This window comes from Micromonospora musae (genome assembly GCF_003626635.1).
GTDB lineage: Bacteria > Actinomycetota > Actinomycetes > Mycobacteriales > Micromonosporaceae > Micromonospora > Micromonospora musae.
Map to the genome: position 1 here is coordinate 106949 of NZ_RAZT01000013.1, position 14737 is coordinate 121685.

General features: G+C 73.3%; 13 protein-coding genes. 12 read left to right on the forward strand and 1 reads right to left on the reverse strand.

Going from position 1 to position 14737, the window contains the following annotated elements:
* Positions 1-101 precede the first annotated feature (101 nt).
* From rbfA to D7044_RS24570, 12 genes are all read left to right on the forward strand, one after another.
* Positions 102-587 carry a 30S ribosome-binding factor RbfA gene (gene rbfA / locus D7044_RS24515; RefSeq protein ID WP_120677818.1) on the forward strand — a complete coding sequence of 162 codons (486 nt, stop codon included), beginning with the start codon at positions 102-104 and terminating at the stop codon, positions 585-587.
* Complete coding sequence (locus tag D7044_RS24520) at positions 584-1657, forward strand: DHH family phosphoesterase (protein ID WP_120677152.1); 1074 nt, start codon at positions 584-586, stop codon at positions 1655-1657. Before rbfA ends, D7044_RS24520 begins: the two co-directional genes overlap by 4 nt.
* 91 nt (positions 1658-1748) lie before the next feature.
* Positions 1749-2156: a hypothetical protein gene (locus D7044_RS24525; protein ID WP_120677150.1), complete on the forward strand. Its 408-nt coding sequence runs from the start codon at positions 1749-1751 to the stop codon at positions 2154-2156.
* Complete coding sequence (locus tag D7044_RS24530) at positions 2156-2365, forward strand: DUF6186 family protein (protein ID WP_199716764.1); 210 nt, start codon at positions 2156-2158, stop codon at positions 2363-2365. Before D7044_RS24525 ends, D7044_RS24530 begins: the two co-directional genes overlap by 1 nt.
* A 667-nt stretch (positions 2366-3032) precedes the next feature.
* Positions 3033-4352: an MATE family efflux transporter gene (locus D7044_RS24535; RefSeq protein ID WP_120690327.1), complete on the forward strand. Its 1320-nt coding sequence runs from the start codon at positions 3033-3035 to the stop codon at positions 4350-4352.
* A 116-nt stretch (positions 4353-4468) separates the two neighbouring features.
* Positions 4469-5353 (forward strand): tRNA pseudouridine(55) synthase TruB, encoded by an 885-nt coding sequence (truB, locus tag D7044_RS24540; RefSeq protein ID WP_120677816.1) that lies wholly within the window; start codon positions 4469-4471, stop codon positions 5351-5353.
* Positions 5354-5436: 83 nt separating this feature from the next.
* Positions 5437-6366: a bifunctional riboflavin kinase/FAD synthetase gene (locus tag D7044_RS24545; RefSeq protein ID WP_120677144.1), complete on the forward strand. Its 930-nt coding sequence runs from the start codon at positions 5437-5439 to the stop codon at positions 6364-6366.
* 250 nt (positions 6367-6616) lie between these two features.
* Positions 6617-6886 carry a 30S ribosomal protein S15 gene (gene rpsO, locus D7044_RS24550; RefSeq protein WP_120677142.1) on the forward strand — a complete coding sequence of 90 codons (270 nt, stop codon included), beginning with the start codon at positions 6617-6619 and terminating at the stop codon, positions 6884-6886.
* 226 nt (positions 6887-7112) lie between these two features.
* Positions 7113-9470, forward strand: a complete 2358-nt coding sequence (locus D7044_RS24555) for a polyribonucleotide nucleotidyltransferase (RefSeq protein ID WP_120677140.1) — start codon at positions 7113-7115, stop codon at positions 9468-9470.
* Positions 9471-9561: 91 nt separating this feature from the next.
* On the forward strand, positions 9562-10953 hold the full coding sequence (locus tag D7044_RS24560; RefSeq protein ID WP_120677138.1) for a M16 family metallopeptidase: 1392 nt from the start codon (positions 9562-9564) through the stop codon (positions 10951-10953).
* A 140-nt stretch (positions 10954-11093) separates the two neighbouring features.
* Positions 11094-11867: a 4-hydroxy-tetrahydrodipicolinate reductase gene (gene dapB, locus D7044_RS24565; RefSeq protein ID WP_120677136.1), complete on the forward strand. Its 774-nt coding sequence runs from the start codon at positions 11094-11096 to the stop codon at positions 11865-11867.
* A 58-nt stretch (positions 11868-11925) separates the two neighbouring features.
* Positions 11926-12420: a GNAT family N-acetyltransferase gene (locus tag D7044_RS24570; protein WP_120677134.1), complete on the forward strand. Its 495-nt coding sequence runs from the start codon at positions 11926-11928 to the stop codon at positions 12418-12420.
* 64 nt (positions 12421-12484) lie between these two features.
* Here D7044_RS24570 and D7044_RS24575 read toward each other — a convergent pair whose 3' ends face one another.
* A complete protein-coding gene (locus D7044_RS24575) occupies positions 12485-14608 on the reverse strand; it encodes an amylo-alpha-1,6-glucosidase (RefSeq protein ID WP_120690328.1) in 2124 nt (707 codons plus the stop codon).
* Positions 14609-14737: the final 129 nt, after the last annotated feature.

Here is a 14737-nt window from a genome sequence, read left to right on the forward strand (position 1 = left end):
CACACCGCGCGGGTAATGTTCGAGATGTTGGCCGGTCGGGCCGGCGGTGCGTCAGCTGGCCGCGTCCCGGCCGGGAGCGGGACACCGTGGAGGTGGCGAAGATGACGGATCCGGCCAAGGTACGCCGGCACGCGGAGCGGGTGCGCGAACTGGTCGCGTCGGTGGTGCGGAGCCAGATCAAGGACCCGCGCCTCGGCATGATCACCATCACCGACGCCCGGATCACCGCCGACCTGCGCGACGCCACGGTCTTCTACACGGTCCTCGGCGACGCGGCGGCGCAGGCGGGCACCGCCGCCGCGCTGGAGAGCGCGAAGGGCATGCTGCGCAGCACTGTCGGCAAGGCGCTCGGGCTGCGGCACTCCCCGACCCTGACCTTCGTCCTCGACGACGTCCAGGATCAGGTCAAGCACATCGACGACCTGCTCGCGGCGGCCCGCAACGCCGACGCCGAGGTGCAGCGGATCGCCGCCCAGGCCCAGTACGCGGGCGACGCGCAGCCGTACCGGCTCGACGAGGACGACGAGGACGCCGAGGAGACCGAGGACGCCGAGGACACCCCGCCCGCCGGCGGGGACCGGCGGTGACCGGGCCGTCCGGCACGGCCGGCTCCGTCGTCGAGGCGGCGCCGGCCGACTCCGGCCCGAGCGCGGGCGACTGGGCGGCGGCGGAGTCGCTGCTGCGCAACCTCTCTCCCGAGGCGCGGGTGCTGCTCGTCTGCCATGTGAACCCGGACGGCGACGCCCTGGGCAGCATGCTCGGGTTCGCGCTGGGCCTGCAACGGCTCGGCGTACGCCGGATGCAGGCCACCTTCCCGGGCCCTCCGGAGGTGCCTGTGCCGCTGCAGGGACTGCCGGGGCTCGATCTGCTGGTGCCGGCGACCGAGGCATACCCTGCCCCGGACCTGGTCATCTGCTTCGACGCGGCGAGTGAGTCGCGCCTCGGCGAACTGGTCGACCGGCTGGACACCGCCGGTGCGTCGCTGGTGCTCGACCACCACGCCTCGAACACCCACTTCGGCGAGGTGAATCTGGTCGACCCGTACGCGGCGGCCACCTCGGTGGTGGCCGAGCAGCTGCTGACCCGACTCGGCGTCGGGTTGGACGCCGGGATCGCCGAGTGCCTCTACGTCGCGCTCACCACCGACACCGGCTCGTTCCGCTTCGAGGCCACCACCCCGGCCGTGCACCAGCTGGCGGCCCGGCTGTTGGCTACCGGCATCCGTCCCGGCGACATCTCGCGGCGGGTCTTCGACACCCGGCCGTTCGGCGCGGTGCGGCTCTTCGGCGAGGTGCTCGGCCGGGCCCGGCTGGAGCCGGTCGCGGCCGACGGCCGAGGGCTGGTCTGGACGTGGGCCACCCTGGACGACCTGGTCCGGCACGATCAGCGCCCGTACGTGCTGGAGGCGTTGATCGACTCGGTGCGGTGCACGGCCGAGGCGGACGTCAGCTGCGTGTTGAAGCAGACCGCGCCCGGTGAGTGGGCGGTCTCGCTGCGCAGCAAGGGCGCGGTGGACGTCAGCCGGGTGGCGCTCGCGCTGGGCGGCGGCGGGCACCGGTTCGCCGCCGGATTCACCGGAAGGGGCACGGCCGAGGAGGTCGTCGACCGCATCCGCGGCCAGCTCGACGCCGCGGTGATCCCGTCCGCCGGGTCCTGATCCGGGACGGCTCGCCGCCCCGTGCCGCCGCGCGGCACGCCGGGAAAACGCCGGCCTTTCCGCAGCGGCCCGGCGCGGGGAGAATCATGGGATGGAGCAGCCGAACGAGCTCACCGTCGAGGCGCCCCGCGCCTGGGACCGTCCTACCGTCTCCATTCCCGTGCTGGCCTGCCTCTCCCTGGTGGGTGGCCGGTTCGCCTCCTTCTCCACCGAGGCCAATCTCTACATCCTCGGCACCGGCGGCCTGCTGATCTGGCTCGGTCTGAGTAACCGGGTGCCGCGGCGCCCGGCTCCCACCCGGCTCGGCTCCGGCACCGTGTGGTGGAGCCTGCCGATCGTGGTGTTCGGGATCTTCGAGGGCGTCACCTTCGTGGTCGCGGCGGGTGACGACTTCCCCACCTTCTCCCGGCTGGCCGATCCGCTGCTGGAGGATCATCTGCTCCGTTCGGTGGCCTGGTTCGCCTGGCTGGCCGCGTTCTGGGAGCTGGTGCGGCGATGATGCGGGCGTTGGCCATCGGTGGCTTCCTCGCCGCGCTGGCGCTCTTCGCGGTGATGGAGTGGCTGGCTCGTCGGGAGGGGTCGCGGATCCCGACGCTCGGCGACCTGTGCGCCTACGTGATGCGCTACGAGGTGGGCCCGGTTCCGGTGGGCCGGATCGGACTCTTCGGCTTCTGGTGGTGGCTGGGCTGGCACTTCCTGGCCCGCTGAACGCGCAGACCCGACCGTCCGCATGCCGGGAACCGTACGCGGACGCGGCTGACTGAACGCTAATTTGGGAATCGGCCGGCGTCGTGCTCATCGGCGCAGGTCGTGGGGGTGGTGCCGCACCCGGCCCCGCCTCCCTCCAGGGTCGACAGACCCGGGCCCGCGCCGCCCGACCGGCCGCTCCGGTGACCCCGGACCGCCGTCACGGCGCTTCGCAGGATCGCCCGTGCGGGCCGCCGCCTGTCGGTGGCGCACACCCTGGAAGGGAAGACCACGATGTCGAGCAAGCCCAAGCCCGAGCCCAAGCCCGTCGACGAGGCCCGCGAGCAGCTCCGCCGCGCGCTGCAGACGTCGATGGACACGCGTCAGTGACCCGTACCGGCCGGTGGTGACGCGACCGGCGTCCCGCGCCGACCGCGTCACCGCCCCGGGCGCGCCCATCGCCCGACCGCCGGGCTGGCCCGACCGCCCGGCCGGAAGGCACCTCGGCGGTTCAATGATCCACTCGAGGTCATTGAAGTCGGGGTGTCGAGGGCGGGAGATGACCCCGACTTCATGGAAGTCGAGTCGATCATCCGGACCCGGCCGCGCCGCGCCCCGAAGTCGCCCCGCGCGGTAAGTTCTCACCTGTCTTGCGATCCTTACGTCGCGCGTGCCAGGATCGGCGGCGATGACACAGACCGCCCCCGCCCCACCCGCCGCGGCTCGCCGGATCGCCGGGCTCGCCCTGCCGGCCCTCGTCGTACTCGCCGCCGAGCCCCTCTACGTGCTGGTCGACACCGCGGTGGTCGGTCACCTCGGCCGGGCCCCGCTCGCCGCGCTCGCCGTCGGCGGCACGGTCATGACGCTCACCGCGTGGCTCGGCACCGTCGTGGCGTACGGCACGACAGGGCGTTCGGCCCGCCGGTTCGGGTCGGGGGACCGGGCGGCCGCCGTCGCCGAGGGCGTGCAGGCGTCCTGGCTCGCGTTCGGCGTCGGAGTGCTGGTCGCCCTGGCCATGCAGCTCGGCGGCGGGGCGCTGGCGCGTACCCTCGTCGGAAGCTCCGGCGAGGTGGCCGACGCTGCCGCCCAGTGGCTGCGGATCGCGGCGCTCGGCGCCCCCGGGCTGCTGCTCGCCGCGGCCGGTAACGGCTGGCTGCGCGGCGTCCAGGACACCCGCCGTCCGCTCTTCTTCGTGCTCGGCCCCAACCTGCTCTCCGCGGTGCTCTGCCCGCTGCTGGTCTACCCGGTCGGGCTCGGCCTGGCCGGCTCGGCGGTCGCCAACGTCGTCGCCCAGACCCTCGGCGGCGCACTCTTCGCCGCGGCCCTGGTCCGCGAACGGGTCCCGCTGCGGCCCCGGCTCCACCAGATCCGCCAGCAGTTGGTGCTCAGCCGGGACCTGCTGATCCGAGGTGCGGCCTTCCAGGCCAGCTTCCTCTCCGCCACGGCCGTGGCGTCCCGCTTCGGTGCGGCGGCGGTGGGCGCGCACCAGATCGCCCTGCAACTCTGGTTCTTCACCGCGCTGGTCCTCGACGCGCTGGCCATCGCCGCACAATCGCTGGTCGGCGCGGCGCTCGGCGCCGGTGACGAGGCGGGCGCCAAGGCCCTGGCCCGCCGGATCGGCCTGCTCGGCGGTGCCTGCGGGGTCGCCTTCGCGGTGCTGATCGGCGCGGGCGCGGGCGTCGTCCCGGCCCTGTTCAGCTCCGATCCGCTGGTACGCGAGCAGGCCATGGTGGCGTGGCCGTGGTTCGCGGCGATGCAGCCGCTGGCCGGGGTGGTCTTCGCCCTCGACGGCGTGCTGATCGGCGCGGGGGACGTGGCTTACCTGCGCAACCTCACAGTGGTGGCGGCGCTGGGCGGGTTCCTCCCCGCGATCTGGCTCGCGTACGGGCTCGACCTCGGGCTGGGTGGGATCTGGGCCGGCCTCACCCTCTTCGTGGTGCTCCGCCTGATCGCGCTGCTGCTGCGGCTGCGCTCCGGCAGATGGGCGGTCGTCGGCGCGGTCCGCTGACCGCAGCCGTCCCGCCCCGCTCGCCTCCGCCGCCCCGCAGCGGTCCCGGTGACGTCCGCCGCCGCCGCCGGTGTCGACGCGGGCCCCGAAGAGTGCTTCTGGCAGGCTTGTCGGTCGTGAGCGCAGACGGTCTGATCGTGGTGGACAAGCCGGGCGGCATGACGTCGCACGACGTGGTGGCGCGGGTGCGCCGGCTGGCCCGGACCCGGCGGGTCGGGCACGGCGGCACGCTCGACCCGATGGCGACCGGTGTGCTGGTCATCGGGGTGGGACGGGCGACCCGGCTGCTCACCTACGTGATCGGCGCGGGCAAGAGCTACACCGCCACCATCCGCCTCGGTCAGGCGACCGTCACCGACGACGCCGAGGGCGAGGTGATCCGCAGCGTCCCCGCCGGTGAGGTCGGCGACGAGGCGGTTCGGGACGCGCTCGCCGCGTTGACCGGGGAGATCGACCAGGTGCCCAGCGCGGTCAGCGCCATCAAGATCAACGGTCAGCGGGCGTACAAGCGGGTACGCGAGGGGGAGAGCGTCGAGCTGCCGGCCCGCCGGGTCACCGTCTCCCGGCTCGACCTGCTCGCCGTCCGGCGGGACCAGCCCGACGTCGTCGACGTGGACGTCGACGTGACCTGCTCCTCCGGCACGTACATCCGGGCCATCGCCCGGGACGCGGGCCTCTCGCTCGGGGTTGGCGGGCATCTGACCGCGCTGCGGCGTACCGCGGTCGGGGGCTTCCCCCTCGCCGAGGCCGTCACCCTCGACGAGCTGGAGCGGCGCGCGCCCGAGGTGGTGACCCTGCCGCTCGCCGCAGCGGCCGAGCGGTTCTTCCCGCGTCGCGACGCCAGCGCCGCCGAGGCGACGGTGCTCTCGCACGGCGGGCCGCTGGATCCGGCCGGGATCGCCGGTCCGTACGCCGTCTTCGACCCGGCCGGCGGCCTGATCGCTATCGTCAGCGAGCGGGAGGGGCGGGCCCGCGCGGAGATCGTGCTCGCGCCGGCCTGACGGGCGGCGGCCGGCGGTGGTCGGCGTCGGGCGAGGCAGTGGCCGCCGGGGAGGAACCGGCGGAGGAAAAGGGGAGGATCGGCATGCAACGGTGGCGGGGGTACGACGCGGCACCCGGTGGGTGGGGGCGGTCGGTCGTCACCATCGGTGTCTTCGACGGTGTGCACCGGGGGCACCAGGCGACCATCGGGCACGCCGTGACGCGCGCGCGGGAACTCGGGGTGCAGTCGGTGGTGCTCACCTTCGACCCGCACCCCGCCGAGGTGGTCCGGCCCGGCTCGCACCCGGCGGTGCTCACCGAGTCGGCCCGGAAGGCGGAGCTGATCGAGGAGCTCGGCGTCGACGTGCTCTGCGTGGTGCCGTTCACACCCGAGTTCTCCCGGCTGCCGGCCGAGGCGTTCGTGCACGACGTGCTGGTCGAGAACCTGCACGCGACCCGGGTCGTGGTGGGGAACAACTTCCGCTTCGGGCATCGGGCCGCCGGTGACGTGGCGCTGCTGGAGCGGCTGGGCGCGACGTTCGGATTCTCCGTCGAGGGCGGCCCGCTGGTGGCCGAGGAGGGCACGGTCTTCTCCTCGACGTACATCCGCTCCTGCGTCGACGCCGGGGACGTCGGCGCGGCGGCGGCCGCGCTGGGCCGGCCGCACCGGGTGGAGGGGGTGGTGGTCCGCGGCGACCAGCGCGGGCGCGAGCTGGGCTTCCCCACCGCCAACCTGCTCTGCCACCGGTACGCGGCGATCCCCGCCGACGGGGTGTACGCGGCCCGGCTGGTCCGTCGGGGCCGGCGGGAACCGTTGCTGGCGGCGGTGTCGGTCGGCACGAACCCCACCTTCTCCGGTCGGGAGCGGCGGGTGGAGGCGTACGCCCTGGACTTCGACGGTGACCTCTACGGCGAGCGACTGGCGCTGGACTTCGTGGCGCACCTGCGCGGCCAGATCCGCTACGACTCGATCGAGCCGCTGATCGCCCAGATGCACCAGGACGTGGAGCGGACCCGCAAGGCGCTCGGCTGAACCGCCCTCGACCAGGTCGGCGACCGGCGTCGGGGGCTCGGCACGGGGTGTCCGCGTGCGGCACCCGCGTAGCGCCGCACGGCCCTTGACCGGTGGGCGCGGCCGCGGCTGGTAGTCTGGCGGGGACGTCGGACGACCGACGGGGCCTCGCGTGCCTGCTCGACGCCGCGGGTGCGAGGTGCCGGTCCGGCTCCGGTCCATCGACCGGAGCGACGGACATCAGTGATCAACCCATCGAAACAGGGAGAACATGGCGCTCGACCAGGAAGCCAGGGCCAAGATCCGCGCGGAGTACGCGACCGCCGAGGGCGACACCGGTTCGCCCGAGGTGCAGGTCGCGGTCCTCACCAAGCGGATCGCCGAGCTCACCGAGCACTTGAAGGTGCACAAGCACGACCACCACAGCCGCCGTGGGCTGCTGCTGCTGGTCGGCCGTCGCCGTCGGCTGCTCAACTACGTCCAGAAGAAGGACATCAACCGCTACCGGTCGCTCATCGAGCGGCTCGGTCTGCGTCGGTGACGTGACGGGGGAGTGGCCATCCGGCCGCTCCCCCGCTCCGGTACCGCAGAAAGAGAACAGGGCAGCGCGACCAACCAAGTAGGGGAGCCGGTCAGTACCGGTCTCCGGTAGTGGCCCCCGGGGTACCCGGCTTACCGCCGTGGCCCGGGCGCTTCGATCGAAGACCGGCCTTCTGAGCAGCTTCCCGCGTCGCGAGCCCTCCGATGCGAAGGAGCACTACCGCACCATGACCGAGACCAAACTCGGCACCGAAACCCGCACCGCCGTGATCGACAACGGGTCCTTCGGCACCCGTGAGATCACCTTCTCCACCGGCCGCCTCGCCCGTCAGGCCGCCGGTTCGGTCATCGCCCAGCTGGGCGAGACCGTCGTCCTCTCCGCCACCACCGCGAGCAAGCAGCCGCGGGAGTCGTTCGACTTCTTCCCGCTGACCGTGGACGTGGAGGAGCGGATGTACGCCGCGGGCCGGATCCCCGGCTCGTTCTTCCGCCGTGAGGGCCGGCCCAGCGAGGACGCCATCCTCACCTGCCGGCTGATCGACCGGCCGCTGCGCCCGTCGTTCGTCAAGGGCCTGCGCAACGAGGTCCAGGTCGTCGAGACCGTCCTCGCGCTCGACCCGCAGCACCCGTACGACGTCGTGGCGATCAACGCCGCCTCGATGTCGACCAAGCTCTCCGGCCTGCCGTTCTCCGGCCCGATCGGAGCGACCCGGGTCGCGCACATCGACGGCCAGTGGGTCGCCTTCCCGACCCTGGAGGAGCTGGCCCGGGCCACCTTCGACATGGTCGTGGCCGGTCGCGCCCTGCCGGACGGCGACGTCGCGATCATGATGGTCGAGGCCGAGGCGACGCCGAACGCCGTCACCCTGATCTCGGGCGGCGCGACCGCGCCGACGGAGGAGATCGTGGCCAGCGGCCTGGAGGCCGCCAAGCCGGCGATCCGGGAGCTGTGCCGCGCGCAGAGCGAGCTCGCCGAGGTGGCCGCCAAGCCGGTCACCGAGTTCCCGGTCTTCCTGGACTACCAGGACGACGCCTACGCGGCGGTCGCCGACCTGGCTCGCGCCGAGGTCGCCGAAGCGCTTCAGATCGCCGGCAAGGCCGACCGGGAGGAGGCCCTCGACCGGGTGAAGGCCCGGGTCGCCGAGGAACTCGGTCCGCGTTTCGAGGGCCGGGAGAAGGAGCTCAGCGCCGCCTTCCGGTCGCTCACCAAGTCCGAGGTCCGCAACCGGGTGCTGCGCGAGCAGATCCGCATCGACGGCCGCGGCCCGCGTGACATCCGTCCGCTGACCGCCGAGGTCGGCGTGCTGCCCCGGGTGCACGGCTCGGCGCTCTTCGAGCGCGGCGAGACCCAGATCCTGGGCGTCACGACGCTCAACATGCTCCGCATGGAGCAGGCGCTGGACACGCTCTCCCCGGAGAAGTCCAAGCGCTACATGCACAACTACAACTTCCCGCCGTACTCCACCGGTGAGACCGGCCGGGTCGGCTCGCCGAAGCGGCGCGAGATCGGCCACGGCGCGCTCGCCGAGCGGGCGCTGATCCCTGTGCTGCCCTCGCGTGAGGAGTTCCCGTACGCCATCCGGCAGGTCTCCGAGGCGCTCGGCTCCAACGGCTCCACCTCGATGGGTTCGGTCTGCGCCTCGACGCTGGGCCTGCTCAGCGCCGGTGTGCCGCTGAAGGCGCCGGTCGCCGGCATCGCCATGGGCCTCATCTCCGACGAGGTCGACGGCAAGACCCAGTACGTGACGCTGACCGACATCCTCGGTGCCGAGGACGCCTTCGGTGACATGGACTTCAAGGTCGCCGGTACGTCGGAGTTCGTCACCGCGCTCCAGCTCGACACCAAGCTCGACGGCATCCCGTCGGACGTGCTGGCCGCCGCGCTCCAGCAGGCGAACGAGGCCCGGCAGACCATCCTCGGCGTGATGCAGGCGGCGATCGAGGGTCCGGCCGAGATGTCGGAGTACGCGCCGCGGGTCACCACCGTCAAGATCCCGGTCGACAAGATCGGCATGGTCATCGGCCCGAAGGGTCAGACCATCAACGCGATCCAGGACGAGACCGGCGCCGAGATCTCGATCGAGGACGACGGCACGATCTACGTCGGCGCGACCAACGGCCCGTCGGCCCAGGCCGCGGTGGACCGGATCAACGGCATCGCCAACCCGACGCTGCCGAAGGTGGGGGAGCGGTTCCTCGGCACGGTGGTCAAGACCGCCGCGTTCGGCGCGTTCATCTCGCTGCTGCCCGGCCGCGACGGCCTGCTGCACATCTCGAAGGTGGGCGACGGCAAGCGGGTCGAGAAGGTGGAGGACTTCCTCAACGTGGGTGACCGCGTCGAGGTGGAGATCGCCGACATCGACCAGCGCGGCAAGATCTACCTGGACAAGGTGCGCCCCGAGGGCGCCGAGGCGCCGGTCGCGGCTGCTCCGGAGGCCGCCGGTGGCGAGCGTCCGGCCGGCCGCGAGCGGGCTCCGCGGGAGCGTGGTGACCGCGAGCGCGGTGGCCGCGGCGGCTCGGAGCGGGGCGAGGGTGGCGAGGGCGGCGGCGACTCGCGTCCGCGTCGCCGGACCCGGCACAGCTGATCACCGACCGGCCGGACGGCGCCCCGACGGGTGCCGTCCGGCCGGTTTTCTTCGTACCACCCACCCCTCGTCGAAGTGAGAGCAGGTTTCCGTGAGTCGGGCCCAGCGTGCGCCTTTTCCTGCGGGTCGACGGGGGGTGGCGGCGTCCGGGGCCGCGCGTTCCGGCGGCGCCGGCAAGGCGGTAACCCGGACCATCAGCGAGGACCCGCTGGGTGGCACCGTGCGCCGTACCGTGCTGTCGAACGGGCTGCGGGTGCTGACCGAGGCGATCCCGACGATGCGCAGCGTGTCGTTCGGGATCTGGGTGTCGGTCGGCTCGCGGGACGAGACCGGCCCGGACTCCGGGGCCGCGCACTTCCTGGAGCATCTGCTCTTCAAGGGCACCCGTAAGCGCAGCGCGTTGGAGATCTCCTCGTCGATCGAGGCGGTGGGCGGCGAGACGAACGCCTTCACCACCAAGGAGTACACCTGCTACTACGCCCGCGTGCTGGACGAGGACCTGCCGCTGGCGATCGACGTGATGTGCGACCTGGTGGCCGACTCGGTGCTCGAGGCGGCGGACGTGGAGACCGAGCGCGGCGTCATCCTCGAAGAGATCGCCATGCACGACGACGAGCCCGGCGACGAGGTGCACGACCTCTTCGCCCGGGCCGTCTACGGCGACCACCCGCTGGGCCGGCTGATCTCCGGCACGGAGGAGACGGTCACCCCGATGACGCGGCCGCAGATCCGGGACTTCTACCGCCGGCACTACACCGCGCCGCAGATCGTCATCGCCGCCGCCGGCAACCTGGACCACACGACCGTGGTCGACCTGGTCCGGCAGGCGCTGCACGGCACGCCGCTCGACACCGACCAGGGCACGCCGGCCCCGCACCGGCCGGCGAGCCCGGCGGTACGCACCCGTCCCGCCACCACGCTGGTGGAGACGAAGGAGACCGAGCAGGCGCACGTCATCCTCGGCTCCCCGGGCATCGACCGGACCGACGAGCGGCGGTTCGCCCTGGGGGTGCTCAACAACGTCCTCGGCGGCGGCATGTCGAGCCGGCTGTTCCAGGAGATCCGTGAACAGCGTGGCCTGGCCTACTCGGTCTACTCCTACGCGAGCCAGTACGCCGACAGCGGCCTCTTCGCCGTCTACGCGGGCTGCGCACCGGGCAAGGTGGACGAGGTGTTGGAGTTGACCCGCGCCGAGCTGGCCCGGGTCGCCGCGGGCGGGCTGACCGAGGCGGAGATCGCTCGCGGCAAGGGCATGTCGAAGGGCTCGTTCGTGCTCGGACTCGAGGACACCGGTTCGCGGATGAGCCGGCTCGCCAAGGGTGAGCTGCTCTACGGCGACCTGATGCCGGTGGACGCGCTGCTCGCCCGGGTGGACGCGGTGAGTCTGGACGACGTCAACGCCCTCGCCGCCGACCTGCTCGCTCGGCCGATGTCCCTGGCGGTGGTCGGCCCGTTCGGCGCCGGCGATTTCGCCACCGCCTGACCAGGCGCCCCCGGGAATCCAGCGAGGCGACCAAGGCACGGATCGGCCGGCCCGGCCGCCCGGGGCAGCCGTACCGGGCGGGTGCCCGGGTCCCCGGGTGCCGGGCTGGGTCGCGTCCCGATTGGGATAGGTTGTGCCCCGTGACTGACGAGCAGGAGAGAAACCCGGCCGAGCCGCTGCGGGTCGGCGTCCTGGGCGCGCGGGGCCGGATGGGCCTCGAGGTGTGCAAGGCGGTCGACGCCGCCGCCGACATGGAGCTGGTGGCGACGGTCGACCAGGGGGACGACCTCTCTGCCGTCGCCGAGGCCGGCGCCGAGGTGGTCGTGGACTTCACCACCCCGGACGTCGTCATGGAGAACCTGCGGTGGTGCGTCGAGCAGGGCGTCCACGCCGTGGTCGGCACCACCGGCTTCACCGAGGAGCGGCTGGAGCAGGTTCGCGGCTGGTTGGCGGACAAGCCCGGAGTCGGCATGGTGATCGCCCCGAACTTCGGCATCGGCGCGGTGCTGATGATGCAGTTCGCCGCGCGGGCGGCCCGGCACTTCGAGTCGGTCGAGATCATCGAGCAGCACCATCCCCGGAAGCTCGACGCGCCGAGCGGCACCGCGACGCACACCGCGCGGCAGATCGCGCAGGCTCGCGCCGAGGCGGGCCTCGGTCCGGTGCCGGACGCCACGAAGGACGAGGTGCCGGGCGCCCGAGGTGCGCAGATCGACGGCATCCGGGTGCACGCCGTACGCGCCACCGGGCTCGTCGCGCACCAGGAGGTGCTCTTCGGCACCACCGGCGAGACGCTGACTATCCGGCACGACTCGTACGACCGGGCCTCGTTCATGCCGGGCGTGCTGCTCGCCGTGCGCGCGGTGGGCGACCGGCCCGGCCTCACCGTGGGTCTCGACCCGCTGCTCGGCTGAGCGCTCCACCGGCGGAAATCGGTTCGCCGCCGGGTCGGCGTCCGCCTAGGCTGCCCCGATGATCAATGCTGGCTACCGGGATCGGAGCGGACGCGCCGTCACCCTGCGTCCGGTGGACGACGACAACTGGCGGGCGGTGGCCGACGTCGCGCCCCGCGACGACCAGCGCGACTGGGTGGCCGCGCTGGCCGCGCGCTACCTGCTGCTGACGATGCGCGGCGACGTGTGGAGGTCGCTCGCCGTGTACGCGGACGAGACGGTCGTCGGACACGTGATGTGGGGCGTCGACGACGACGGCTCGCACTGGATCGGCGGCATGATCATCGATGCCGCTGAGCAGGGGCGGGGCGTCGGGCGGGTCACCGTGGCGACCCTCGCCGGGTGGCTGGCCGGCCGGGAGGGGAGGCCGCCGGTGCGATTGTCGTACCACCCGGGGAACACGGCGGCCGCCGCCCTCTACACGTCCCTCGGCTTCCACCCCACCGGCGAGGTGGATGACGACGAGCTGATCGCCGAGCTGGCCGCCCCGCCGCCGCCCTTGTCGTCCAGCTGATCATGAGGTTGGCGGCGCTCCGGGAGATCGAAGTCACCGCCAACCTCATGATCAACGTTGTGGGTCAGCCACCGACCGGGTGGTCGGTGGGGGCCGAGCGGCGGGGGGTCGGGATGGTCGGCGTCGCGTCCACCGTGACGGTCAGGCCGGCGGGGAGGCCGGTGATCGTCGGCCGGCCGGCCCGGTCCACCGCCACGTCGACCGGGGCGCCGGCGACGGTCAGGTGCTCCGCCGCGACCGCGCCGAGCTGCGCGCCGGCGAGCGGGGCGAGCCGGACCGTGCCGCCGGGCACGTCGGGGTAGAGCCCGGTGGCGGCCTGGAGCAGCAGCACCGCCCCGGCCGCGGCCCACGCCTGCGGCCGGCACGCCGCCGGGTAGGGCACCGGCCGGCCGAGCAGCGAGCGGTCGTCGCCGCCGTAGAGCTCGGGCAGGCGGTAGTCGAACGCCTCGGCCGCCCCGAGCAGGCCGTCGGCGAGGGTGAGGGCGGTGTCCCGGAAGCCGGCGCGGGCCAGGTTGCCGAGCACGATCGCGGTGTCGTGCGCCCAGACCGAGCCGCAGTGGTACGACAGCGGGCTGAACCCGGCGTCGTCGGTGGACATCGTGCGCAGCCCGAACGCGCCGGCCAGCGCGTCGGTGCCGAGCAGGCGGGCCACCTGCGCCTCCTCCTCGCCGTTGAGCAACCCGGTGCCGAGCAGGTGGCCGATGTTGCTGGTCAGCGAGTCGACCGGCCGCTTGTCCCGATCCAGCGCGAGAGCCGGCTGCGGCCCGTACGGCCCGTCGACCCAGAACGCCGCCCGGAACCGGCGCGCCAATCCGGCCGCGTGCTCGCGCCAGCGGTCGCCGCCGGGGCGGCCGAACGCGTCCAGCAACCGGGCGCCGTTGACCGCCGCCTCGTGCGCGTACCCCTGCACCTCGGCGAGCACGATCGGCGGCGCGGCCAGGGTGCCGTCGCGGAACCGGACCGCGTCGCCGGAGTCCTTCCAGCCCTGGTTCGCGAGGCCGCGCCCGGTGGTGTCGATGTACTCGACCAGGCCGTCGCCGTCGGCGTCGGCGTGTTCGCCGACCCAGTGCAGCGCCGCCTCCAGCTGCGGCAGCAGCGGCTCGATCTGCTCCGCGGGCAGGCCCCAGCACCACGCGTCGTGCAGCAGGTTGACCCAGAGCATGGTGGCGTCGACGGTGCCGTAGTACGCCGGCGGGAGGTGCAGGCCGTCGCCCGGGGCGAACTCGTGCCGGCGCAGCTCGTGCAGGATCTTGCCGGGCGCCTCGCCCGACGCCGGGTCGACGCGGGCGCCCTGCCGTCGGGCGAGCACCCGCAGCGTGCCGCCGGCCAGGTCGGTGCCGAGCGGCAGCATCATCCGGGCCGCCCAGAGGCTGTCCCGCCCGAAGAGGGTGAGGAACCAGGGGACTCCGGCGCCGAGGAAGACGTCCTCCGGTGCGCCCGCCTCGGCCAGCCGCAGGCCGCGCAGGTCGTCGAGGCTGCGGTCGATCAGCCGGACCAGCCGGCGGTCGTCGGCGTGCAGGCCCGGCCGGGACCAGGCGGGCTCACCCGGTGGGCAGACCACCACGGCCCGCGGGTCGTCGACGTCGAGTCGCCAGCTCAGCTCCACCCGACCGCGGGGCGGCAGCTCGACCGGCCAGGTGAGTCGGGGCGCGGCGGACCCGCCGCCCGTCTCGGTCGTGGCGCCGTCGCCGGTCACGGTGACCGTGATGCCGGCCGCGGCCCAGACCAGCTCGCCGGGCTCGCCCGTCTTCGCCTCCAGCGCCTCGGTGGCGCCGCCGGACTTGACCACCTCGATGGGGGCCAGGTCGCAGGCGAGTTCGACGCTCACGACGGCCCGGACCGGCACTGAGGCGGTGGAGACGACCTGGATCTCCTCGGTGAGTCCGCCGGGTGAGACCCGGCGGAGCCGCTCGACCCGGACGGTCGGGTCCGGCCCGGGGTCGCCGAGCCACCGGGTCAGCCCGACGAAACGTACGGCGTGCGGACCCACGGATCCCCGGGCCAGGCTCTCCGGTTGCCGGTCGTCGACCCGCAGCTCGGCCCGGGACAGCACCCGGGCATCGGCGTGGAAAACGCCCTGGACGCCGGTCGGGCGGATCTGCCCGGCCGCGTCCCCCAGCGCGCTGGTGGGGGCGAGCACGACTCCGACCAACTCGTGCAGCAGGGGTTGCAGTTGGCGCTCGGTCACGATGTTGCTCCAGATCCTGTAGCTGCGAAACGACGTCTTGACAAGTCGCTCCGTCCGGTGCAAAGTGCGAAACATTCCAGAAACTTGAACGATCCAATCCTGCCTTATCCAAATTGGATCGTTCAAGAT